The sequence below is a fragment of the Methylopila sp. Yamaguchi genome, assembly GCF_002897035.1.
Classification (GTDB): domain Bacteria; phylum Pseudomonadota; class Alphaproteobacteria; order Rhizobiales; family Methylopilaceae; genus Methylopila.
This window is the reverse complement of record NZ_BAUX01000006.1, coordinates 66,613-88,232: the sequence shown is the minus strand read 5'-3', so window position 1 is coordinate 88,232 and position 21,620 is coordinate 66,613. Positions and strand designations below refer to the sequence as shown.

Below are 21,620 nucleotides of genomic sequence, written 5' to 3'. Positions count from 1 at the left end.
GTCAGAAAAACCACGTCCGATAGGGGCGCAGGAGATCGCGCACTACGGCCGGGATCGGGCTGGTCGCGGCGCTGCGGAAGGTCGGCTCGCCGCCCTCGAAGAGATGTTCGGCAACGTGGCGCACGGCTTCGAGCACCGGCGCAGGCGAAGAGGCGCTAAGGGTCGCGCCGATGTAGGACGAAACCCACGCCTCGGCGGCCTCGATCTTGCTCGTCAGCAGCGCATCGTCGGCCGCGTCTTCGATGCCGAGGGAGGTCTTCAGGTCTTCAAGCGAAACGATCACAGTCCGAAAAACTCTATTTAGGCGCAATCTTGCGCGTGACGGGGGCGCCGGTCTCCGCGGCGTTGCTGAAAAATTGCTTGCCACCCCCGGCTCTTCGACCATGTCGATACCCGCCGCGACCGGCGGATGGCGCAACGATGCGATCGGCTGACATGCCGCGGCGGTGCCGGGCGTAGAGGGTGGCGTGAGCTATACCGAGGCGAGCCGACCACTCGCGAAGCGACAAGGCGCGGCCGTCATGCTCAACGATGATCGACGAATTGCCGTGCCGAGCAGGCTTTTCGTCCGGAGCGGATGCGACAAGCTTAGGGAGACGCCAGCCCTTCGGCGCATCCATCGGGGTCTCGATCGCGGCGGCCGTGGTCCACCCACGCGCCATGCGGTGTTCGATCAGCTCGGGCGTGATGCCGTAGTCGAGCGCCCATTCCTCCACGGGCTGAGTGACGTCGGCATGGGTGAGGATCACGACGCAGACCTTTCTTCCGATTGGATCGGCCCGTTGTGGCAAGGGGCGCAGACGGGTTCCCAGTTGGAGCGACGCCAGAAGAGCTTCTGAGCGGTCGCCAGCTCGGGAGCCGTGCGGGCGGCGCTCATGCGGTGCGGGACCTTGTGATTGACGACGGTCGAGGGCGCGCCGCAGCGGGAGCAGACGGGGTGCGCGGCGAGGAAGGCGGCGCTCTCAGCGCGCCACTTCGTGCCGTAGCCTCGGGCATTGGCGTTGGGGCGGGCGCGGTCGTGCTGCGCCTTACGAGCACGCTGACAGGCGCAGACGGTGCCGGCAGCGACGACACGGCCACAGACACAGATGCGGGCCGGACGCGAGGGCATCAGAACGCCTCGCAGGAATAGGGGTGCGACCGTGCATCCTTGACCGCCGCATAACGCTGCAATGAGCTGGGGGCGCGGAGGATGCTTTCCGTTGTTCGGCTGGTCGCGGAGCCGTCAGAGTGAGCCCCCTGATAGGAAAGGCCGGTCATACGCCCAGCGCCTTCAGCTTGGCGCGGCGGTCGGGATCAGCCTTGAAATTCGGATGGTCGGGGGCGTCGGCGACGTTCTGCTCGCCAGCGCCAAACAGCGCCGTCAGCAGCTCGCGGCGGGCGTCATAGGCGGCTACGATTTCGGCGGGCGAAGCCGCCCAGGTATCGGCCGGGGTCCAGCCGAGAACGCCGGTGCCAAGGCCGAAAAGCTGGCGGTGCAGGTCGACGAGGGTCGTGGGCTGGCCGGTCGGCTTGCCCTTTCCCTTGGGCTGCTCGCCGAGGTCCGCAAGCTGCGTGAGGTGCAGCAGAAGGTCGGGCGCGAGGCGCATGGCGTCGGCGACGGTGATCGCCGGGACATGGTCGACGTGCTCGGCGAGGATCGCCGTCGTCGCGCAGATGCTGCCCTGGGCGAGCAGAAAGCCGAGCTTCTGAAGCCCGTGCTCGCGCTCAAGGCGCGTTGCGGCGCGCAGGGTCGGCCAGAGGCGGATGGAGCTGCCTCCGATCTCAACCACGATATCGCGCGCCGCGAGCGTCATCAGATCACGCCGCGACCTTCAGCTTCACGAAGCGGTCGGGATGCGTAACGTCCGCGCCCGTGCGCTTGCGAGCATGGAAACGGACCTGTCCGACGCCCGCGAGGCTGTAGGGGTCGCGCAGGAACGACAGCCCGACGCGGTCGACGATGCGATAGCCGCTGAGGTCGCCGAACATGATCGGGAACGCGCCGGCGGCGACGTCCGGCATATCGGTCGCCTCAATCACGGGACGGCCGAACAGCGTCGAGAAGCCGCCGTCCTTCGGATCGTTGACGAGATAGCGGCCCTGCGCGTCCTTCCAGAGGCGCACGAGGCCAAGGGTCTTGCGGTTCATGATCCAGCAGCCGCGCGCCGAGTGGACGGTCGGAAGAGCGTGGAACATCTTCACAAGCACGTCGGCCGGGTTCGTGGCGGGGAAGTCGGCCGCAACGCCCGTCTTGATCTCGGCGATGCCCGCGGCCGTGAGCAGGCCCTTCGGCTGTCCGGCGCCCGTGCCCTTCACGAAGGCGAGGCCCTCAGCCATGCCGAAGCGCTCGCCGAACTCAGCGGACAGAAAGCCTTCGAGGTTGTAGGCGTTGTCTTCGAGCAGCTTCACGCTGGCGTCGGTGTAGGTCGCCAGCTCAAAGTTCTCGATCGCGACCTGTTCGAAGCTCGGCTGAGACGCGGTGCGCGGATCAATTTCGGCCACCCACGACGCGGCGACGGAGCCGGTGCGGCGCGGGAACAGGATCTTGTCGGCCCCGACCGTAGTCACGTTGGCGTAGGCGCGGATCGGGCTGAACTCGGTCGTGAGCTTCAGGATTTCGTTCGCGAACTCGTCGGGCGCGAGGTAGCCGCCGTTCGCGTCGGCCGACACGGTGAGCGTCTTCACCTCGACGAGGTCGGGGCGCTGATCGCCGTGGCGGGCGTAGCCCGTGAACGCCTTGCGCTCAGCGGACAGCTCGTCGCGGCCGGTGACGATCGCCGGGCGGTTCAGCTTGGCCTCGAGCTTGTCGAGGCGGCCGATGAGCGCCGTGGCGTCGGACTTGGTCTCGACGGCCTTCAGACGGTCGTCGATCGTGCTGCGCAGCTCGGCGAGCGCCGCGTTGACGATGCCGGCGGCGTCGCCTTCGGCGTCTTTCAGTTCAATAGCGCCGGCGAGGGCGCGAACATGCGAGGTCATTTTCAGGCAGTTCCTTTTCAGATGCGAAGCGCCGAAGCGGCGCGGGAGATGGCTTCGGCGATCGCAAGAGCGGACGAAGCGGACTTCGCGCCGGTGATCCGAGCGCGAGGATGGGCGGGGTTGCGGACGACGGAGACTTCGACGAGGTCGAGCGCCGAGATGACGCGACCTTTGCCAGCGCGGGGCGTGAACGCCTTCGTGCGGTAGCCGATGGACAGGCCGCCGATCTGGCCGGATGTGATGAGCGAGCGGACAGCGCGGGCGCGGCGACGTTCCTTGACGTCGAGCTGGCCCGCGACGAGCAGCCCTTCGGGCGTCTCCTTCACCTCGGTCCAGATGCCGACGAGGTCTTCCGGGTCGTGCGCGAACAGCATCGGCATGTCGGGCGCGATCGTGAACGCGCCGGGGGCGATCAAGTCGCCGAGCTGGTCCGGTCCCTCATTGAAGGGCCAAGCGATGCCCGTGATCGTGCCGGCTTCGTCGACCGACAGCGCGGCCTTGATCTCAAGCCGTTCCATCGGCGTCGTCCTGTTCCGGGGTGTCAGAGGCCGGCCCGCTGTAGAGGGCGGCGAGAAGGTCGGCCGCGATCAGGAAGGCGGCGGCGAGCGGCTTGGTCACCATGAAGCCGGCGATGATGCTCGCGGCGTCTTCGGCAGGCGTGCCTGCGCCGATGAGCCCGAGGCGCAGCGTCTCGACGATCTCCGAATGGGCGAAGTGGCCGGTCGGAACGCGATGGATAAGCGAGCCGATACCGACGCCGGTCGCCTTCTCAAGCTCGCCGATGGCGTGCGGCGTGAGCACGAAGGCGCGCTCGACGTCGAGGGTGGCGCGGAACGGGATCACGCGGCTTCGACCTCCTGCGCCGAGTTGGCGGCCGGGGCCGTGGTGATGTTCGGATTGTCGAGGGTGTCGCCGCCGTCGAGCGCCGGGAGGTTCAGGCCGGCGCGGACTTCGTTCTTCGTCATTGCGCCCATGGCGCGATACTGCGCATAGGCCGTCGCGCGGGTGGCGGCGTCGGCTCGCAGCAGGTCGTCAATGACGAACTCGACGAGATGGGTGCGGCGTTCGTCTTCGCTCAGCAGCAGCCGGCGATAGGCGTCCTGCCACGTGCGAAGCCACGGCAGAAGGGTAAGCTGAAGGAACAGCGCGCCCATCTGCTCGGTGTTTCCCCAGGTCGCGCGCCCGAGGTTGAAGAGCATGCTCGGCGGCACGCGGAAGGCCCGCGCGATCTCGTCGAGCTGATGCGTGCGCACCTCAAGGAACTGGCTGTCGACGCTGTTGAAGGCGAGCGGCTGGAACTTCATGTCCTTTTCGAGGATCGCGGTCCTGCCGGACTGCTGCCCACCATGAGCGGCGTGCCAGCTTTCGGCGATGTTCTTCACGCCGTCGTCGCCGAGGTCTTCCGGGGTCGTCAGGATGCCCGAGGGACGCCCGCCGGCCGCGAACAGACGGCTGGCGTGCTGCTCCATGATCAGGCTGAGGGCGATGGCTTCACGGGCGAGATGGACCGGCGACGTGCCCTTCACGCCGTCGAGGCTGAAGGCCGGAATGTGCAGGACTTCGTCGCGAGCGAGGATGCGGTGCGCCGAGCCGGACGACAGGCGATAGCTGACTTCGCCCGAGAGCGTGTCCTGATGGACGGTGACGGCGCGGGGATCGAGGCGCACGAACTCGACGACACGGCCGTCTTCAAGACGGTTCGCGAAGGCGTAGCCGTTGCCGTGCAGTAGGGCGTCAGTCGTGAGCTGGGTGCGCAGCGCAGATGCCGAGACGTCCGCCGAGGCGTCGTCATGGACGAGCGCATAGGCAGGATGGTCGGCGTCGGGAAGCTTCCCGCCCTTGTCATCGCGGACGTAGAGCTTGGCGGGCAGGTTGCCGACCGTGTCGGCGATCAGCGAGACGGCGCAGGCGACAGCCGTGCACTGCATCGCGGTCTCGGGTGTAATGACAGGGCCGGCGATAGTGTTCGCTGCGAGGAAGGCGTCGAGTCCCCAAAGATTGAGGACGCTCGGAGCGCTCTTGCGCTCGACGCCCCTGCTCTTCGACTTCCTCTTCTCGCTTTTAGACACGCGATCTCAATCCCAAAATCTGTTGGGATTAAGTGTGACTGACGGCGACTCCTGCGTCTAGGAAAAAATAGCTATATAGGAAAATTTCCTGTTAGACGGAGTATAGGTGGCTGAGATCAACACCGGGATAAGCGATGGCATCGACGAGCTTTGCGTCGCGCAACAGCCTATCCTCGGGCACGCGGCCGTAGCCGGACGTCATGAGCTTCTTCTTCGCGTGCCCGAGCACGGGGGCGATCTCTTCATCTACGAAACCTGCGGCACGCATGGCGTCCGTCGCGTTGTGGCGGAAGGTGTGAAGGCTAAGCCCCCTGCCCTGCTTCACTCCGAGGCGGGTCAACTCGCGCGGAAACTCGCGGCTGAAAGCGTCGATCCACTGGCCCCGGTCGTTCTTCGTCGCGGTCGGGAAGAGCCGTTCCTCGCCAGCCTCGCGCATGGCCTCGACATGCTTCAAGAAACCAAGCCGCTTCAACTCGTCATGCAGGACGATCACGCGCTCGCTTCCCGCGGTCTTCAGCGTCTTGCCCCCGCCGCCCCGTTTCGTGATGAAGACGGTCGCTCGGCCGTGCTGCTCGATCACGTCTTTGACCAAGAGCTGCGCGACTTCGCCCTGTCGCATGCCCGTGAACATCTGAACCAACGGCACCCAAAAGCGGTAGTCGCGCTCGACGTCGCCGGCGAACATGGGCGACGAGAAGATCGTCTGAAGCTGCTCGGGCGTGTAGGTTTCCGGCGGCGTGTCCTTGTCGATCTTGATGTAATGACCGACGGTCGGATTGCCGTCGATATGCTCGTGAAAGTCGAGCCACGTCGAGAATGCGCCAAGCGCGCTCAGATGGCGGTTGATCGTCTTGGGCGCAATCTTCGGCTTTGCGCCCTTCCCGAGCGCCTTATTCTTCGCCACGATCTCGCGCAGCGCGAGGCCGCGAAATATGTTCGTGTCACTCGCGCGGACGGGCGTGTCGAGCAGCAATTCCTTCCACTCGCGCACTGCCTTCTTCGTGATGGCCCTCGCCGGCGAGCCCGGCGGAAGCGTTGAGACGAACAGCTCGACGGACTGCCGTGATTGGCGAAGCGTATCCGCGCGGCAGTTCTCTGGGTTCTCATTCGCGTATTTCTCGAAGAGGTCCATGATCCCTTCGCCGGCCTTCGCCCGTTCAATCGACGGCCGGCGCACAAGCGCGTCGCGCGGCTCTCCGGTGAAGTCGCCGACGTCGCGCTCGGAGCTGCGCTTTAGAGCTTCCAGCTCGGCGCGCATCAGGCCCGCGCCGAGCTTCCTTTCGTCGGCGGTCCCCGACTTCACGTCGAGCCGCATCTTGGTCGCGACGTCGCGAGCCACTTTGGCGACGGCGGCCGTCTGCCCCCGCGCCAGTCCCGCCGCCAGCGCCTGCCGCCGAGCTTCCCGTTCCGCCTGATCAATCTCGAAGCGGTCGCGGATCAGCTCCCAAACACGATGAGCGGTCGCGCTCTCGTCGCCGGGTGATCCGCCGAACTCGTGCTGAAGCTGATCCCAAAGCTCGTCGAGCTGCTCCGGGGTCGGCGTCGCATGACGGAAGCGCTCGTCAGCTTCGACCAACGCGCAGTAGCGGGACCAAACCGCCTCTTGAAGGTCGGCGTCGGTCATCGGGATGCGGTGTTCCAGCTCTGTCCGCTTCACCGCGAACTCGTCTGCCCACGCTGAGAGAACGCGTAGGCCGAGCCGGCGGGCCTCGTGGCGATCCTTCGTGCCGAGCGACTTCCACAGCTCGCGACGAGGCTTCCCGTCCGGCCCGCGGTAATGCTCGCGCAGGTGCAGCGGGACGGCCGTTCGGGCGTAATAGACCGACGATCCTTGTCGGCGAACGATGTTCGTGTCGGCGCTCATGGAAGGTGCTCGGGACTGCAACTCGTGACACCGAGTCGTAACAGTGTGTCCCATGAAGCACAATAAAAATCATTCAATTCCGAGCGCTTCTAGCGAGTCGTAACACCCGTATTTAAGGTCCAGGTCCCCCAGCCAACTCTTCAAACCCTGCGCCCTCAGCAACATGGTCCGCTCGCGCCTGTGGCGTTGTCTGTGCGGCCGCTCGCGCTCGCGAAGCAGCGTCAGCGCGGACCAAGCATCTTCGCCGCCCAGGAACCCTCACCCGTCGCTACTTCCTGAAAAACTCGCGCGCCGTGTCGGCGGCCGCGCCGCCGCGTCGTCCTTGTCGCATCGGAGCCGACGTCTCGGGAGGACGCGCGATGCACATACAGCCTTACCTGTTCTTTGAAGGCCGCTGCGAAGAGGCGATGACGTTCTACGAAGAGGTTCTCGGCGCGGAGCGGGTCGCGATGATGCGCTTCTCCGACAGTCCCGAGCCTCTGCCGCCGGGCGCTATTCCCGCGGGCGCAGAGGCGAACGTCATGCATGCCTGCCTCAAGATCGGCGACAGCGTGGTGATGATGTCCGACGGGTACTGCGCCAAGGCCGCGCGCTTAGAGGGCGTGGCGCTGTCTCTGACCGTCGCGGCCCCGGCCGAAGCGGAACGCCGTTTCGCGGCTCTGAGCGCGGGCGGCGAGGTGCGGATGCCGCTTGGCCCCACGTTCTTCTCGCCCGCCTTCGGCATGGTCGCCGACCGCTTCGGCGTCGCGTGGATGATCAACGCGCAGCCTGAGGGATGAGGAGGCTCGGATGACAGGGACGGTACAGGTGCTGCTGGGCACCAAGAAAGGCGTGTTCATCCTGGAAAGCGACGCGGCGCGGGTCGCCTGGGACCTGCGCGGCCCCTACTGCGAGACCTGGCCGATCAACCATGTGATCGCCGATCCCGCCACGGGCGCGCTCTACGGCGCGGGCGGCAACGCATGGTTCGGGCCGGCGGTGTGGCGGTCGACCGACGGCGGGACGACGTGGACGCATTCGAGCCGCGGCCTGGCCTACGCCGCCGGCGAAGAGCCGGTCGCCTCGGTCTGGAGCCTCGCGATGGGACACGGGCGGCTCTACGCGGGCGTCGAGCCCGCGGGGCTGTTCGTCAGCGACGACGACGGCGAGACGTGGTCGCATGTAGAGGGCCTGCAGAACACCCCCTCACGGCCGGAGTGGAATCCGGGCGGCGCGGGGCTCATTCTTCATTCGCTGGTGCTGCACCCGGACGATCCGAAGCAGATCTGGGTCGGAATATCGGCCGCGGGCGTGTTCCACACCGCCGACGGCGGCGCGACCTGGGAGCCGCGCAACCGGGGGACGCGGGCGGACTTCATGCCCGAGGGCCAGAACTACCCCGAGCATGGCCAGTGCGTGCACTGTCTCGTCATGGCGCCCGGAAGGCCCGCACGGCTCTACCAGCAGAACCACTGCGGGATGTATCGCAGCGACGACGGCGGCCGCTCCTGGGCGAGCGTCGAGGAAGGGTTGCCGTCAAGCTTCGGCTTTCCCGCCGCGGTCCATCCACGCGACCCCGAGCGCCTGTTCCTCGTCCCGCTCAACGGCGATACGGCTGGACGCTACATGCCCGACGCCAAGGCCGCCGTCTGGCGGACCGACGACGGCGGCGGGGCATGGACCGCGGCGCGGGAAGGGTTGCCCCAGCAGAACGCCTTCTTCAACGTGCTGCGGCAGGCGCTGGCGACCGACCGGCTGGCGCCCGCCGGCGTCTACTTCGGAACCGGCTCCGGCGAGGTCTACGCCAGCCGTGACGAAGGCGCCGCCTGGAAGCGGATCGCGGAGCATCTGCCCACGATCTCCTCGGTCGAAACGTTTGTGGCGACGGTCTGAGGCCCGGAGCGACCTATGCGCGACGCCCTGCCACGCCCGGTCTGCGCCCGCCTGCCGGCGCTGTTCGACGCGTTGTTTCCCGGAGTCGAGCGGCGCCTGGAGGTCGAGGCCGCGACGGTGGCGGAGCTGGTCGACGCGCTCGAGGCGCGATGGCCCGGAATGCGAGACCGGATCTGCGACTCGCGGCCTGAAATCCGCAAGCACATCAACGTGTTCGTGGACGGCCGACGGGTTCGCCTGGACACGCCGCTCGCGCCCGGCGCGGACGTCTTCATCCTGACGGCTATCAGCGGCGGTTGATCCCCGACGGGCACCTCCGGGATGACGCGGGGTTGACGTGACGCGCGCGGGCCCGCTCGCCGACGACGTCGCTCTGCTCCCGCCCCGCCATGCGCTCGCCGGCGTCGTCATCGGGCGGCTTGGGGCGCAAGGCTAGTGTAGGCTCGGCTGAATCCAACGCTTGCACCGGTCGCCGGGCGAGCTGTGATCGCCCTCCCTGCCCCGTTTGAGGAGCCCGCATGTCCCAAGCCGCTGTCGCCTCCGAAGACGCTCTCGTCGCCCGCGTCGACGCCCTTCACGAAGCGCAGGTCGCGTTTCTCGCCGCCATGGTGAGGACGCCGTCCGACAACCCGGCCGGCGACTGCGCGCCGCACGCGGAGATGGCGGCGCGCGAGCTGGAGGCGCTGGGCTTCAGCGTGGAGCGGCATGTCGTGCCGCAGGCGGTCGTCGAGGCCGCCGGCATGATCACCGCGACCAATCTCATCGTGCGGCACGTCTTCGGCGAGGGCCCGACCGTCGCGCTCAACGCCCATGGCGACGTGGTGCCGCCCGGGGCCGGCTGGACGACCGACCCCTACGGCGCGGAGATTCGGGACGGCGTGATGTACGGCCGGGGGGTCGCGGTCTCGAAGTCGGACTTCGCGACCTACGCCTTCGCGCTGAAGGCGCTGATCGAGGAGAAGGCGCCGCTCAAAGGCGCGGTCGAGCTGCACCTGACCTACGACGAGGAAACCGGCGGCGCGGTCGGCCCGGGCTGGATCCTCGAGCAGGGCCTGTCGAAGCCGGACTACGCGCTGAGCGCGGGCTTCGCCTACAACGTCGTCATCGCGCACAACGGCTGCCTGCACCTGGAGGTGGTCGTGCGCGGCCGCTCCGCCCACGCCGCCCGGCCTGACACCGGGGTCGACGCGCTGGAGGCGGCGACCAAGCTCCTCACCGCGATCTACGCCCTGCGCGAGAACTACAAGGCGACGCGCTCGACCGTGCCCGGTATCGAAAGTCCAACGCTGGTGGTTGGCCTGATCGAGGGCGGCATCAACACCAACGTGGTGCCCGACGAGGTGCGCTTTCGCATCGACCGCCGGATGATCCCCGAGGAGACGCCTGCGGCGGTCGAGCGCGACCTCGTCGCCGCAATCGAGGCCGCAGCCGCGGATCTGCCAGGCGTCACGGTGGAGACCCGCCGCATCCTGCTCGCGACGCCGCTGACGCCGGAGCCGGGCCACGAGCGGCTGGTCGAGCTGCTGCAACGGCACGCGAGGACCGTCATCGGCGAGGACATCCCCGCGAACGGCGTGCCGATCTACACCGACGCGCGGCTCTACAGCTCGGCCGGGATCCCGACGGTGCTCTACGGCGCCGGCCCCCGCACCCTGCTGGAAGCCAACGGCCACCGGGCGGACGAAAAGCTCGTGCTGGAAGATCTTCGCAAGGCGACCAAGGTGGTCGCGCTCACGCTGGCCGACCTGCTGGGCTGAGGGTCCCGACGGCGCTTGAACAAAAAACGCCGACCGCGGGGAGCGGCCGGCGTTGAAGTCGGGGTAGTGGCTCGAAGCTCGGACGTCTTTACTGGGGCTTGTTGCCCGCCTTGCCCGTTTCATTGCGGGCTTCCTGGGCGTCCTCCTGGCCGGCGTAGGCCATGGTTCCATCCTTGCCGATCGTCAGCTTGTCGCCGGACGACGCGGGGTAGCCGTAGCTCAGGGCGTCGACGCGCAGTTCGCATCCCTCGGGACAGTCGAGCTTCGCGGACTTGCCCGGCGCGATCTCGGTCACCGGCTCTTCGTTCCCGAGATCGACGGTGACCTTATGGGCCTTCTCGGCGCCGTTCGTGACCGTCACCGCGAAGGCAGGCGCCGCGGCCAGCGTCAGCGCGCCGAAGGCGACGGCCGTCAGGGCGGTGGTCTTCCGGATGTTCATGGGTTCGTCCCTCCTCTGGTCGTTGCATGCGCAGACCGTCGCGAGGCGCCCCTTCTTAGCAGGCGCTTAAGTTTATCTCGAGGTCTGTGCTGAAACTAGACTTAGGTAAAACGCGACCGGGAACAATTGGTCTACGCGAACGTGAAGACGGCGCGCACTCGACTAACGCGCGCGTGATCATGACTTGAGCGGAGGGAGGCGTGCAGGTCGAACTCGGGGTTTGCCCGTCATGCCCGGTTTATCCGGGGCATCCAGATCCTTGACGCAGCCACCGGCGATCTTGCCTGGAGCCTTGGGACAAACCGGGGAATGAGGGAGGCTGGCGAAGGCGGCCGCGGCCGACCGCTCTCACCAGAGCGCGTGCTTCTCGCGCAGCTCTTCGACCTGCTCGCAGGTCAGCGGGCGCACGCGCTGGCCGCGGAGCAGCAGGTACAGCTTGGCTGTCTCCTCCAGCTCCTCGGTCGCGTACATCGCCGCGTCCAGGCTGGTGCCGGCGACCACGGGGCCATGGTTCGCGAGCAGCACGGCGTGGTGCTCGCCGGCCAGCTTCTCGACGTCGGCGGCCAGCGCCTCGTCGCCGGGCGCGTGGTAGGGAACCAGAGGCAGCCGGCCGACGCGCATGACGTAGTAGGCGGTGATCGGCGGCAGGCAGTTGGCGCAGTCGAGCCCGTCGAGGCAGGACACGGCGACGGAATGCGTGGAGTGCAGATGCACGACCGCCTTCGCCTCCTCCCTCTTGCCGTACATGACGCGATGGAGAAAGGCCTCCTTGGTCGGCTTGTCGCCGCCGATATGCCGGCCGTCGGCGTCGATCCTGGAAAGCCGCGCCGGGTCGAGATCGCCGAGCGAGGCGTTGGTCGGCGTCATCAGCCAGCCCCCGTCCGGCAGCGCCACGGAGAGATTGCCGGTGGAGCCAAAGGTCAGGCCGCGGCGGAACAGCGAGGCCCCGCAGGCGCAGAGCTTGTCGCGGAGCTTGGTTTCCTCGCTCACGCCAGCTTCTCCCAGGCCTTGAGGAAGAAGTCCGGCGCGCCGAAGTTGCCTGACTTCAGCGCGAGCGCGACCGAACGGCCGCCGAGGCCGAGCGTCCAGGGCACGCCGGGATCGATCTCGGGGCCGATGGCGAGAGCGGAAACCTTCAGCGCCTGCACCACAGCGCCGGAGGTCTCGCCGCCGGCGACCAGGAAGCGCGTGAAGCCGCTGTCGGCCAGGATGACGGCGACGTCGCCGAGCAGATGCTCGACAAGCGCGCCCGCGGCGTCGCGGCCGAGCTTCGCCTGCGCGGCCTTGACCTCTTCCGGATCCGCGCTCGACCACACCATGGCGAGGCCGTCGGGCTTCTGGCTGATCACCCACTTCGCGACGTCCTCGGCCGCGATCGCGCCCGAGGCGATGGCGAGCGGGTCGACCTTGAAGTCGGGCACGCCGGCCTCGCGGGCGGCCGCCACCTGGCCGCGCGTCGCGGTGGAGCAGGAGCCGGCGAGGATCACGCGGCGGCCCTCAGGCGCGTCGAGCTTTGCGGCAGGCGTCGAAAGCTCGGCGACGAGGCCGACCTTCGCCCAGGCCGCCGGCAGGCCCATGGCGACGCCCGAGCCGCCGGTGACGAGCGGGAGATCGGCGGAAGCCTCCCCGATCGCGCGCAGGTCCTCGTCCTTCACCGCGTCGACGATGGCGTAGGATCGGCCGGCCGCCTCCTCGCGAGCGTAGGCCGCGCGGATCGCGTCGGCGCCCTTCGCGACGTCGGCCGCGTCGACCAGGCCGACCGTGCGCTTGGTCTGGCGGCCGAGCACGGCGACGAGGTCGCTGTCGCGCATGGGGGTGAGCGGGTGGTCCTTCATGCTGCTCTCGGCCAGCGGCACGCCGTTCACGTAGAGCAGACCGTGCTCGATCGTGCGGCCGTTCGCCGGGAAGGCCGGGCAGGCGATGGTGAAGGTCGCGCCGAGCTTCTCCAGCAGGGCGTCGGCGACCGGGCCGATGTTGCCCTCGTCGGTCGAATCGAAGGTCGAACAGTATTTGAAGAACAGCCGCTTGGCGCCGAGCGCCAGCAGGCGGTCGGCCGCGGCGAGCGAAAGCTCCACCGCCTCCGCGGCCGGAATGGTGCGCGACTTCAGCGCCACGACGACGCAGTCCACGTCGTCGAGCGCGAGGTCGTCCGCCGGCAGGCCGGTGGTCTGGACCGTGCGCAGGCCTTCGCGGGCGAGCATCAGCGCGAGATCCGTCGCGCCGGTCAGGTCGTCGGCGATGCATCCGAGCAGCATTCTTTGGGCCTCCAGAGTTTGTTGTTGTCCGCGGGGCGGGTTCAGTCGGTTCCGCCCGCGACGAGTTCGAAGCCGGTGTCGGTGACCGGCGGCGGCTCCTCGCCGCGGCGACGGGCCAGCACGTGCTCGCCGGCGATCCGTCCGATGCGCTCGCGCGCGGTGCGGACGGTGGTCAGCGGGCGCGGCAAAGCGGCGGCGAGATCGAGCCCGTTGAAGCCGATCAGCGCGAGCCGCTCGGGCACGGGGACGCCCGCCGCCATGCAGTGGAAGGCGCCGCCGAGCGCCATGTCGTCGTTGGAGAACACCACGGCGTCGAGCGTCGGACGCTCCGCCAGCAGCGCGGCGAGCGCGTCCCGGCCGGCCGCGACCGACGAGGGGCCGGGAACCACCGTCGCGCCTTCGAGCCGCAGGTCGATCTTGGCGAGAGCGGCTTCGAGCCCCGCCCGTCGCTTGGCCGCCCGCAGGTCTCGCGCGCCGTGGCCGACATAGCCGATGCGGGTGCGCCCACGCGTGACCAGCCTTCGCGCCATGGCCGCGCCGGCTGCCGTGTGGGACATGCCGACCGCGAGGTCGATCGGCTGGCCCTCAATGTCCATGAGTTCGATCACGGTCACGCCCGAGGCCTTCGCCATCTCGATCGTCTCGGGCCGATGCTCAAGCCCCGCCACCACGAGCGCCGCCGGCCGCCAGGCAAGCAGGGCCGCCACGGCGTCGCGCTCGGCGTCGAGGTCGTAGTCGGTGACGGCCATAACGGCGCGCAAGCCTCCGGCGCCGAGCGCCGCGGTCAGGCCGCGCAGCACGTCCGGAAACACGCTGTTCGAGAGCGAGGGCAGCACGACGCCGACGAGATCGGAGCCCGCGGACGCGAGCCCGCCTGCAAGACGGTTCGGCACGTAGCCCACGCGCGCGATCGCCGCCTCGACCTTGGCGCGGGTCTCCGGCGCGATCGGCCCGTGCGCCCGGACCACCCGCGACACGGTAATCTCACTGACGCCGGCGGCGCGCGCGACGTCGGCCAGCGTGACGGCTGACGACGGTCTGGCGCGGCGGCGGTGGTCGGACATGGGCAGGTCCTTAAAGGGACGCGCGAAGCATTCAGATCCGCTTATAGCGAAATGACAGCGCTGTCATTATCACTGTTGCAGACATGACAGCGCTGTCATAAGACGATTTCAACCAAAAACGTGGAGGAAACGGCATGAGCGCTCAGTCTGCGTCGGCGAAGAAGATTGGTCTCATCGGCCTGGGGTCGATGGGCTTCGGAATGGCCGCCTCGCTTGCGCGCGCCGGTCACGCCGTCACAGGGTTCGACGTCAACGCGGACGCGGTGGCGCGCTTCGCGGCCGAGCACGGCGCCGGCGCCGCCTCCCCCGCCGAAGCCGCGGCCGACGCCGACATCATCGTCGTGGTGGTGGTCAACGCCGCGCAGACCCGGGCGGTCCTGTTCGGCGACGACGGCGCGGCGAAGGCCGCGAAGCCCGGCGCCGTGATCATCGCCTCCGCAACCATGTCGCCCGACGACGCCAAGGGGCTCGCAAGGGACGCCGAGGCGCTCGGCCTGCTCTACCTCGACGCTCCGATCTCCGGCGGCGCCCAGCGCGCGGCCGAAGGCGCGCTCACCATTCTCGCTTCCGGCTCCCCTGAGACCTTCGCGGCCGCCCGGCCAGCGCTCGACGCCATGGCGGCCAAGCTCTACGAGCTCGGCGACGCGCCGGGCGTCGGGGCCGCGTTCAAGATGGTCAATCAGCTGCTGGCCGGCGTGCACATCGCCGCCGCCTGCGAGGCCATCACCTTCGCCAAGCGCTTCGATCTCGACATCGCCAAGGTCTACGAGGTCATCACCGCCTCGGCCGGCAACTCCTGGATGTTCGAGAACCGCATCCCCCACGTGCTCGACGGCGACTACGCGCCCCGCAGCGCGATCGACATCTTCGTCAAGGACCTCGGCATCGTGGCCGACATGTCGAGGGCGACCAAGTTCCCGACGCCGATGGCCGGCGCCGGCCTCCAGCTGTTCCTGATGTCGGCCGCGGCCGGCATGGGCCGCGACGACGACGCCTCCGTGGCGCGCCTCTTCGCCCAGATCGCCGGCCTCGAGCTGCCCGGCGCCAAGACCTGATCCCCCGACATCCGCCCTGTTTCCGCGAACCGCCGCGCGAACGACGACGCGCCGGCGCCTCCCGCCTAAGGACGACGACGAATGACTGACGCCACCCTCCCCGGCGCGACCGCCGCGACGGCCGATTTCGAAGCCCGCACCTACAAGAAGGTGTTCATGAGGATCGTGCCGTTCCTCATGCTGCTCTATGTGATCGCCTACCTCGACCGCGTGAACGTGGGCTTCGCCAAGCTGCAGATGTCCGGCGACCTCGGCTTCAGCGAGACGGTGTTCGGCCTCGGCGCCGGCCTGTTCTTCATCGGCTACTTCCTGTTCGAGGTGCCGTCGAACATCCTGCTGCACAAGCTTGGCGCGCGCGTCTGGATCGCCCGGATCATGGTGACCTGGGGACTCGTCTCCGCCGCCTTCTGGTTCGTCGAGACCCCGGTTCAGTTTTACGTCCTGCGCTTCCTGCTGGGGCTGGCCGAAGCCGGCTTCTACCCCGGCATCATCCTCTACATCACCTACTGGTTCCCCTCGCACCGGCGCGCCCGCATCATCGCGGTGTTCATGGCCGCGATCCCGATCTCCGGCATCTTCGGCAATCCGCTGTCCGGCTGGATCATGGACGCGTTCAACGGCGTCGCGGGCCACCAGGGCTGGCAGTGGATGTTCGTCATCGAGGCGATCCCGGCCGTGCTCCTCGGCGCCGTCGTCTACTTCTACCTCGACGACCGCATCTCGGACGCGAAGTGGCTGACGAGCGACGAGAAGGCGCTGCTGCAGCGCGAGATCGCGGCCGACCAGAAGGGCAAGGTCCAGGAAGCCTCGCTTGGCTCGGTGTTCAGGGACGCGCGCATCTGGGGCATGGCCTTCATCTACTTCTGCATCGTGATGGGCCAGTACGGCCTGACCTTCTGGCTCCCGACGCTGGTGAAGGGCGCAGGCATCCAGGGCAACCTGATGATCGGCGCCGTCAGCGCCATCCCGTTCCTCTGCGCGGTCGTTGTGATGATCCTGTGCGGCCGCAGCGCGGACCGGATGCGTGAGCGCCGCTGGCACCTCATCATCCCGGCGCTGATCGCCTCCGCCGGCTTCGTGGTGTCCGCCACCACGGGGAGCCCGCTCATCGGCATCATCGCGCTCTCGGCCGCGGCCGCCGGCGTGCTGACCTGCTCGCCGCTGTTCTGGTCGCTGCCGACCGCCTTCATCAGCGGCGCGGCCGCCGCCTCCGGCATCGCGATCATCAACTCGGTCGGCAACCTTGCGGGCTTCGTCAGCCCCTACGCCATCGGCGCGCTGCGGGACGCGACCCAGAGCACCGCGGCCGGCATGTACATGCTCGCTGGCTCGCTCGCGCTCGGGGCGTTGGCGATCTACCTGACGCCCGCGAAGCTCGTGAACCGCTGAGGGTCTCTCGACGTCGCCCTGGGGACAAGCTCCTCGTCATGCCCCGGCTCGTCCGGGGCATCCAGTCCTCGGGCCGCTAGCCAAAACAGGCCTGGATCCCCCGGACGCGCCGGGGCATGACGCGCGACAGGCATCCACGCGCAGTTCGTTTTCGGGAGGTCCCAATGCCCCGCTTCGCCGCCAACCTGACCATGATGTTCAACGAGCGGCCGTTCCTCGACCGCTTCGCCGCCGCGGCCGACGCCGGCTTCACGGCGGTCGAGTTCCTGTTCCCCTACGACTTCGCACCCGACGTGGTGGCGGCGAAGCTCCAAGCCGCGGGCCTGACCCAGGCGCTGTTCAATATGCCGCCCGGCGACTGGGCGGCGGGCGAGCGCGGGATCGCGGCGCTGCCGGGCCGGGAGGCGGAGTTCGACGCCAACGTCGACGTGGCTCTGACTTACGCCGAGGCGACGGGCGTGAAGCGGCTGCACATGATGGCCGGCCTGATCGCCGCCGACGACGCCGCAGCCAACGCCGCCTACCGGCGCGCAGCGATCTTCGCCGCCGAGAAGCTCGCGGCGAAGGGCCTCGACCTGGTGCTGGAGCCGATCAACGGCCGCGACATGCCCGGCTACTTCCTGAACGACTTCGACAAGGCCGCGGCGCTGATCGCCGAGCTCAAGCTTCCGAACCTGAAGCTGCAGTACGACGTCTACCACCGCCAGATCCTGCACGGCGACGTGCTGGTCTCGCTCGAGGCGATGATGCCGATCGTCGGCCACGTTCAGATCGCCTCGGTGCCGAAGCGCAACGAGCCGAACACCGGCGAGCTCAACGACACCGCGATCTTCGCGGCGCTCGATCGCCTCGGCTACGACGGCTTCGTGGGCTGCGAGTACCGCCCCGCGGGCGTCACCGAGGATGGCCTCGGCTGGTTCGCGCCCTACCGGGGGTGAACCAAGAGCCTCGGCTCAAGGCCCGTACTATTCGGGCCGTTGGTTCGCGACGGCGTCGAGCGTTCTGATCCAGCGCGAGCGGGTCTGACCCAAGCGCCGTCATGGTCCGGCTTGACCGGGCCATCCACGTCCGACGTGGAGTTCTGCGCTTAAGGTGGGTCCTCCGGTCAAGCCGGAGGACGACGCGAGCGTGGTCCGGGCGGGGCGGCTCGTCGCTTCCCGGTTTATTCGCCGTGTCCGAGCTCAGACGCCGCGAAGGGCCCTGATCAGCTTTTGGGGAATTCCAACCCCATTTCGCGGTAGCGCTCCGGATCGTCGCTCCAGTTCTCGCGCACTTTCACGAACAGGAAGAGGTGCACGGTGGTCTCGGCGATCTCGGAGATCTCCTTGCGAGCCTCGGTCGAGATCTGCTTCACGGTCTGGCCGCCCTTACCGATCACGATCCGCTTCTGGCTCTCGCGCTCGACATAGATCGTCTGCTCGACGCGCACCGACCCGTCCGTCTTCTGCTCCCACTTCTCCGTCTCGACGGTCGAGGCGTAGGGCAGCTCGTCGTGGAGTCGGTGGAACAGCTTTTCGCGGGTGATCTCGGCCGCGAGCGCCCGGAGCGGCAGGTCCGAGATGTCGTCGGCAGGGTAGAGCCACGGGCCGGCCGGCATCTCGTCGGCGAGATAGGCGACCATGTCGCGCACGCCGTCGCCCTTGAGCGCGGAGACCATGAACACGCGGTCGAACGAGACCCGCGCGGCGGCTTCCTGGGCGAGGGCGAGCAGCGCCTCGCGCTTGATCAGGTCGATCTTGTTCAGGATCAAGATCTTGGGGCGGTTGGTGTCCGCCAGCCGAGCGAGGATCGCGCTGTTGTCGTCGTCGAGGCCCTTGCGGACGTCCAGCAGCAGCGCGACCACGTCGGCGTCGCCCGCGCCGCCCCAGGCGGTCGTCACCATCGCGCGGTCCAGCCGGCGCTTGGGAGCGAAGATGCCGGGCGTGTCCACGAACACGATCTGCGCCCCGTTCTCGATCACGAGGCCCCGGATCAGCGCCCGCGTGGTCTGCACCTTGTGGCTGACGATCGAGACCTTGGCGCCCACGAGCGCGTTCAGCAGCGTCGACTTCCCGGCGTTCGGCGCGCCGACGAGGGCCACGAAGCCGCAGCGGGTGGCGCCTTCGGCGTCGGCTCCCGCAAAACCCGGTTCGTTGGCCCGGTCGTCCTCAGCCATGCGTCGTCTCCGTCGTTCCCTGGCCCTCACGGGCGAGCAGCGCTTCTGCGGCGGCCTGTTCGGCGGCGCGCTTGGAGCGCCCCTCCCCTTCGGCTTCGCCAAGCCCCTCGACTTCGACCAGAACCTGGAAATGCGGGTCGTGGTCGGGGCCGGAGCGCCCAACTTCGCGGTACACCGGCGTCGGCAGGCCGCGGCCCTGGGCCCACTCCTGCAACCCGGTTTTCGGGTCGCGCAGCGGCCGGCTGGGCGCCAGCATCCGCGGTCTCCAATAGCGTTCCACCAGCGCGGCCGCCGGCTCGTAGCCTCCGTCGAGGAACACGGCGCCGACCACAGCTTCGCACACGTCGGACAGGATCGCCTTCTTCTTGCGCCCGCCGGAGTTCGCTTCGCCCGATCCGAGCCGGATGTGCGGTCCGAGCTGCATCGCCGCGGCCACCTCCGCGCAGGCCTCGGCCCGCACCAGTTCCGCCAGCCGGCGCGACAGCTCGCCCTCGTCGGACTTCGGGAAGCCCCTGAGCAGCATCGCGGACACGGCGAGGCCGAGCACGCGGTCGCCGAGAAATTCGAGCCTCTGGTAGCTTCCAAGCCGGCCTTCGGACGAACGCGCCCCGCTAATGTGGGTCAGCGCGCGGTCCAGCAGCGCCTTGTCGTGGAAGACGTAGCCGAGGTTGTTCTCGACCTCGGCGTGCGCGACGCCGCGCTTCGTCATCTCAGCGACGTGCCGAGGCGCGTCCAGCGCACGCTCCACGGCCAGCGCCAGAACGCCCAGGCCGCCTCCCCACGGTCAACCGAGAAGAAGATCAGCTCGGCGCGGCCGACGAGGTTCTCGAACGGCACGTAGCCGACGGCCGACTGCACGCGGCTGTCGGTTGAGTTGTCCCGGTTGTCGCCCATCATGAAGAGGCGCCCCTCGGGCACCGTGTAGACCGGCGTGTTGTCCAGGAAGCCGTTCTCGACCATGTCGAGAACCTCGTAGGACACGCCGTTGTCGAGCGTCTCGCGGTAGCGCGGGATGCGCTGCGGCGAGCCGTCGGGCGCCGTCACGACGTAGTCGTCGATCCGGACCTTGGGCACCGGCTTCTCGTTGATGTGCAGCACGCCGTCCAGCATCTGGATGCGGTCTCCGGGCAGGCCGATGACGCGCTTGATGTAGTCGGTCGAATTGTCGGTCGGCAGTTTGAACACCGCGATGTCGCCGCGATGCGGCATCGAGCCGAACAGGCGGCCCGATCCGACGGGCGGCCCGAACGGCAGTGAGTACCGGCTGTAGCCGTAGGCGTATTTCGACACGAAGAGATAGTCGCCGACCAGCAGCGTCTTCTCCATCGAGCCCGACGGGATGTTGAACGGCTGGAAGGCCAGCGTGCGGATGACGATCGCGATGAGGAGCGCTTGCGCGCAGATCTTCAGGATCTCGAGGAATCCGCCCTCGGCGTTCTGCTTCTTGTCGGTCGTCACGCTCATCGCTTTTCCGTGAAGAGTCGCAGGCGCACTATGGCCGCGGCCGCGGTGGTGATAGCCCCCGGCGCGGCCGGTGGCAATCAAGCCTGCTGGACGGACGGGCATGCGCCCGGACGAGGGATCGCGCTGATGACGACGAAGGCCTGGGCCATGGGGTGTTCGTCGGTCAGGGTCAGGTGGATCACCGGGTCGCAGCCGGCCGGCGTCAACCGCGCCAGCGTCGCCCTCGCCTGGCCTGTGAGGACGAGCGTGGGGCGCCCGCCGTCGAGGTTCTCGACGCCCATGTCGCGCCAGGCCGCGCCGTCGCCGATGCCGCCGCCGAGCGCCTTTGCGCAGGCTTCCTTGGCCGCGAAGCGCTTGGCGTAGGTGGCCGCCGGCGTCTTGCCGGCCTCCGCCCGGGCGCGCTCCTCGTCGGTGAAGACGCGGGCGAGGAACCGCTCCCCGAAGCGCTCGATCGTGCGCTCGATCCGCCGGATGTCGCAGAGGTCGGCGCCGATTCCGAGGATCACGCGGACCTCCGCCCCTGGCCCCGCGCCATCGCCGCCTTCATCTCCCGGATCGTTTCGCCCAGTCCGACCGCGATCGCCTCGCCGATCAGGAAATGGCCGATGTTGAGCTCGGCGATCTCGGGCAGCTCGGCGATCCGCTCCGCGCTGGCGTAATCCAGCCCGTGGCCGGCGTGCACCTCGAGCCCGAGACTTGCGGCCAGCGTCGCGCCGGCCCGCAACCGCTCGAACTCACGAACGGCGCGCTCCGTCTCACCGGCCGCAAGCGCGTCGCACCACGAGCCGGTGTGAAGCTCGACGATCGCCGCGCCCATCAGGGCGGCCTGCTCCAGAGCGCCCTCGTCCGGCTCCACGAACAGCGAGACGCGGACGCCCGCGGCCGTCAGCTCCTTCACGGCGGGGGCGACGGTCGCCTTCTGGCCGATGACGTCCAGCCCGCCTTCCGTGGTGCGCTCCTCGCGCTTCTCCGGCACGAGGCACGCGGCGTTCGGCTTCACCCTGAGCGCGATCGCCAGCATCTCCGGCGTGGCGGCCATTTCGAAATTCAGCGGCGCGGCGATCTCCGCGCGGATCGCGTCCATGTCGGCGTCGCGGATGTGGCGGCGATCTTCGCGCAGGTGGGCGGTGATCCCGTCGGCCCCCGCCTCGACCGCCAGCTTGGCGAAGCGCACCGGATCGGGGTGCGCGCGCCCGCGCGCGTTCCGCACCGTCGCGACATGGTCGATGTTGACGCCGAGCCTGATCGTTTCCGCCATGACAGTCTTCTTCTTCGTTTA

24 protein-coding genes are annotated in these 21,620 nt (G+C 68.5%); 7 read left to right on the top strand and 17 right to left on the bottom strand.

From position 1 onward, the window contains the following. Position 1: 1 nt before the first annotated feature. The 8 genes from METY_RS08725 to METY_RS08690 form a co-directional block, all read right to left on the bottom strand. Positions 2 to 283 (bottom strand): head-tail connector protein, encoded by a 282-nt coding sequence (locus tag METY_RS08725; RefSeq protein WP_244593572.1) that lies wholly within the window; start codon positions 281 to 283, stop codon positions 2 to 4. Positions 284 to 296: 13 nt separating this feature from the next. Continuing rightward, positions 297 to 749 (bottom strand): hypothetical protein, encoded by a 453-nt coding sequence (locus METY_RS21210; protein ID WP_200819643.1) that lies wholly within the window; start codon positions 747 to 749, stop codon positions 297 to 299. A gap of 507 nt (positions 750 to 1,256) precedes the next feature. Next, positions 1,257 to 1,796 carry a phage tail assembly chaperone gene (locus tag METY_RS08715; RefSeq protein ID WP_103120999.1) on the bottom strand — a complete coding sequence of 180 codons (540 nt, stop codon included), beginning with the start codon at positions 1,794 to 1,796 and terminating at the stop codon, positions 1,257 to 1,259. Between the two features lie 4 nt (positions 1,797 to 1,800). After that, on the bottom strand, positions 1,801 to 2,958 hold the full coding sequence (locus tag METY_RS08710) for a phage major capsid protein (protein ID WP_103120998.1): 1,158 nt from the start codon (positions 2,956 to 2,958) through the stop codon (positions 1,801 to 1,803). Between the two features lie 17 nt (positions 2,959 to 2,975). Then, the gene (locus METY_RS08705) at positions 2,976 to 3,476 is read right to left on the bottom strand and encodes an HK97 family phage prohead protease (protein WP_103120997.1); all 501 of its coding nucleotides are present in this window, start codon (positions 3,474 to 3,476) and stop codon (positions 2,976 to 2,978) included. Further along, entirely contained in the window at positions 3,463 to 3,801 is a 339-nt protein-coding gene (locus METY_RS08700) for a gene transfer agent family protein (RefSeq protein ID WP_103120996.1), read from the bottom strand. Before METY_RS08700 ends, METY_RS08705 begins: the two co-directional genes overlap by 14 nt. Then, positions 3,798 to 5,027, bottom strand: a complete 1,230-nt coding sequence (locus METY_RS08695; protein ID WP_103120995.1) for a phage portal protein — start codon at positions 5,025 to 5,027, stop codon at positions 3,798 to 3,800. The genes METY_RS08700 and METY_RS08695 overlap by 4 nt, the downstream gene beginning before the upstream one ends. Before the next feature lie 91 nt (positions 5,028 to 5,118). Then, positions 5,119 to 6,945, bottom strand: a complete 1,827-nt coding sequence (locus METY_RS08690) for a site-specific integrase (RefSeq protein WP_244593580.1) — start codon at positions 6,943 to 6,945, stop codon at positions 5,119 to 5,121. 305 nt (positions 6,946 to 7,250) lie between these two features. Here METY_RS08690 and METY_RS08685 point away from each other — a divergent pair, with 305 nt between their 5' ends. The 4 genes from METY_RS08685 (at position 7,251) to METY_RS08670 (ending at position 10,520) form a co-directional block, all read left to right on the top strand. Next, positions 7,251 to 7,670 carry a VOC family protein gene (locus tag METY_RS08685; RefSeq protein ID WP_103120993.1) on the top strand — a complete coding sequence of 140 codons (420 nt, stop codon included), beginning with the start codon at positions 7,251 to 7,253 and terminating at the stop codon, positions 7,668 to 7,670. 10 nt (positions 7,671 to 7,680) lie between these two features. Further along, the gene (locus tag METY_RS08680) at positions 7,681 to 8,763 is read left to right on the top strand and encodes a WD40/YVTN/BNR-like repeat-containing protein (RefSeq protein ID WP_103120992.1); all 1,083 of its coding nucleotides are present in this window, start codon (positions 7,681 to 7,683) and stop codon (positions 8,761 to 8,763) included. 15 nt (positions 8,764 to 8,778) lie between these two features. Beyond that, a complete protein-coding gene (locus METY_RS08675) occupies positions 8,779 to 9,063 on the top strand; it encodes a MoaD/ThiS family protein (RefSeq protein WP_103120991.1) in 285 nt (94 codons plus the stop codon). A gap of 218 nt (positions 9,064 to 9,281) precedes the next feature. Continuing rightward, a complete protein-coding gene (locus METY_RS08670) occupies positions 9,282 to 10,520 on the top strand; it encodes an ArgE/DapE family deacylase (protein ID WP_103120990.1) in 1,239 nt (412 codons plus the stop codon). A gap of 88 nt (positions 10,521 to 10,608) precedes the next feature. On the opposite strand, the gene METY_RS08665 is transcribed toward METY_RS08670, so the two are convergent. The 4 genes from METY_RS08665 to METY_RS08650 form a co-directional block, all read right to left on the bottom strand. Then, positions 10,609 to 10,959: a hypothetical protein gene (locus METY_RS08665; RefSeq protein ID WP_103120989.1), complete on the bottom strand. Its 351-nt coding sequence runs from the start codon at positions 10,957 to 10,959 to the stop codon at positions 10,609 to 10,611. 348 nt (positions 10,960 to 11,307) lie between these two features. Next, a complete protein-coding gene (otnC, locus tag METY_RS08660; RefSeq protein ID WP_103120988.1) occupies positions 11,308 to 11,949 on the bottom strand; it encodes a 3-oxo-tetronate 4-phosphate decarboxylase in 642 nt (213 codons plus the stop codon). After that, a complete protein-coding gene (gene otnK, locus METY_RS08655; protein ID WP_103120987.1) occupies positions 11,946 to 13,214 on the bottom strand; it encodes a 3-oxo-tetronate kinase in 1,269 nt (422 codons plus the stop codon). The genes otnC and otnK overlap by 4 nt, the downstream gene beginning before the upstream one ends. Before the next feature lie 41 nt (positions 13,215 to 13,255). After that, entirely contained in the window at positions 13,256 to 14,278 is a 1,023-nt protein-coding gene (locus tag METY_RS08650; protein ID WP_103120986.1) for a LacI family DNA-binding transcriptional regulator, read from the bottom strand. 134 nt (positions 14,279 to 14,412) lie between these two features. Here METY_RS08650 and ltnD point away from each other — a divergent pair, with 134 nt between their 5' ends. The 3 genes from ltnD (at position 14,413) to otnI (ending at position 17,660) form a co-directional block, all read left to right on the top strand. After that, complete coding sequence (gene ltnD, locus METY_RS08645) at positions 14,413 to 15,333, top strand: L-threonate dehydrogenase (protein WP_103120985.1); 921 nt, start codon at positions 14,413 to 14,415, stop codon at positions 15,331 to 15,333. Between the two features lie 81 nt (positions 15,334 to 15,414). Continuing rightward, on the top strand, positions 15,415 to 16,722 hold the full coding sequence (locus tag METY_RS08640; protein ID WP_103120984.1) for an MFS transporter: 1,308 nt from the start codon (positions 15,415 to 15,417) through the stop codon (positions 16,720 to 16,722). A 164-nt stretch (positions 16,723 to 16,886) separates the two neighbouring features. After that, positions 16,887 to 17,660 carry a 2-oxo-tetronate isomerase gene (gene otnI, locus METY_RS08635; RefSeq protein WP_103120983.1) on the top strand — a complete coding sequence of 258 codons (774 nt, stop codon included), beginning with the start codon at positions 16,887 to 16,889 and terminating at the stop codon, positions 17,658 to 17,660. A 266-nt stretch (positions 17,661 to 17,926) separates the two neighbouring features. Here the strand turns inward: otnI and era are convergent, their stop codons facing one another. The 5 genes from era to METY_RS08610 form a co-directional block, all read right to left on the bottom strand. Beyond that, positions 17,927 to 18,877, bottom strand: coding sequence for a GTPase Era (era, locus tag METY_RS08630; RefSeq protein WP_103120982.1), 951 nt, complete (start codon positions 18,875 to 18,877; stop codon positions 17,927 to 17,929). Beyond that, positions 18,870 to 19,586, bottom strand: a complete 717-nt coding sequence (gene rnc, locus METY_RS08625; RefSeq protein WP_103121153.1) for a ribonuclease III — start codon at positions 19,584 to 19,586, stop codon at positions 18,870 to 18,872. Before rnc ends, era begins: the two co-directional genes overlap by 8 nt. Then, complete coding sequence (gene lepB / locus METY_RS08620; RefSeq protein ID WP_103120981.1) at positions 19,583 to 20,341, bottom strand: signal peptidase I; 759 nt, start codon at positions 20,339 to 20,341, stop codon at positions 19,583 to 19,585. Before lepB ends, rnc begins: the two co-directional genes overlap by 4 nt. Positions 20,342 to 20,418: 77 nt before the next feature. Next, positions 20,419 to 20,847, bottom strand: coding sequence for a holo-ACP synthase (gene acpS / locus METY_RS08615; RefSeq protein WP_103120980.1), 429 nt, complete (start codon positions 20,845 to 20,847; stop codon positions 20,419 to 20,421). Next, positions 20,844 to 21,599 (bottom strand): pyridoxine 5'-phosphate synthase, encoded by a 756-nt coding sequence (locus METY_RS08610; RefSeq protein WP_103120979.1) that lies wholly within the window; start codon positions 21,597 to 21,599, stop codon positions 20,844 to 20,846. Before METY_RS08610 ends, acpS begins: the two co-directional genes overlap by 4 nt. Between the last annotated feature and the right edge of the window lie 21 nt (positions 21,600 to 21,620).

Coding starts and splice junctions, on each gene's coding strand:
- METY_RS08715 (WP_103120999.1), bottom strand. CDS start 1,796: ATGACGCTCGCGGCGCGCGATATCGTGGTTGAGATCGGAGGCAGCTCC.
- METY_RS08710 (WP_103120998.1), bottom strand. CDS start 2,958: ATGACCTCGCATGTTCGCGCCCTCGCCGGCGCTATTGAACTGAAAGAC.
- METY_RS08705 (WP_103120997.1), bottom strand. CDS start 3,476: ATGGAACGGCTTGAGATCAAGGCCGCGCTGTCGGTCGACGAAGCCGGC.
- METY_RS08690 (WP_244593580.1), bottom strand. CDS start 6,945: ATGGGACACACTGTTACGACTCGGTGTCACGAGTTGCAGTCCCGAGCA.
- METY_RS08685 (WP_103120993.1), top strand. CDS start 7,251: ATGCACATACAGCCTTACCTGTTCTTTGAAGGCCGCTGCGAAGAGGCG.
- METY_RS08680 (WP_103120992.1), top strand. CDS start 7,681: ATGACAGGGACGGTACAGGTGCTGCTGGGCACCAAGAAAGGCGTGTTC.
- METY_RS08675 (WP_103120991.1), top strand. CDS start 8,779: ATGCGCGACGCCCTGCCACGCCCGGTCTGCGCCCGCCTGCCGGCGCTG.
- METY_RS08670 (WP_103120990.1), top strand. CDS start 9,282: ATGTCCCAAGCCGCTGTCGCCTCCGAAGACGCTCTCGTCGCCCGCGTC.
- METY_RS08665 (WP_103120989.1), bottom strand. CDS start 10,959: ATGAACATCCGGAAGACCACCGCCCTGACGGCCGTCGCCTTCGGCGCG.
- otnK (WP_103120987.1), bottom strand. CDS start 13,214: ATGCTGCTCGGATGCATCGCCGACGACCTGACCGGCGCGACGGATCTC.
- METY_RS08650 (WP_103120986.1), bottom strand. CDS start 14,278: ATGTCCGACCACCGCCGCCGCGCCAGACCGTCGTCAGCCGTCACGCTG.
- ltnD (WP_103120985.1), top strand. CDS start 14,413: ATGAGCGCTCAGTCTGCGTCGGCGAAGAAGATTGGTCTCATCGGCCTG.
- METY_RS08640 (WP_103120984.1), top strand. CDS start 15,415: ATGACTGACGCCACCCTCCCCGGCGCGACCGCCGCGACGGCCGATTTC.
- otnI (WP_103120983.1), top strand. CDS start 16,887: ATGCCCCGCTTCGCCGCCAACCTGACCATGATGTTCAACGAGCGGCCG.
- era (WP_103120982.1), bottom strand. CDS start 18,877: ATGGCTGAGGACGACCGGGCCAACGAACCGGGTTTTGCGGGAGCCGAC.
- rnc (WP_103121153.1), bottom strand. CDS start 19,586: ATGACGAAGCGCGGCGTCGCGCACGCCGAGGTCGAGAACAACCTCGGC.
- lepB (WP_103120981.1), bottom strand. CDS start 20,341: ATGAGCGTGACGACCGACAAGAAGCAGAACGCCGAGGGCGGATTCCTC.
- METY_RS08610 (WP_103120979.1), bottom strand. CDS start 21,599: ATGGCGGAAACGATCAGGCTCGGCGTCAACATCGACCATGTCGCGACG.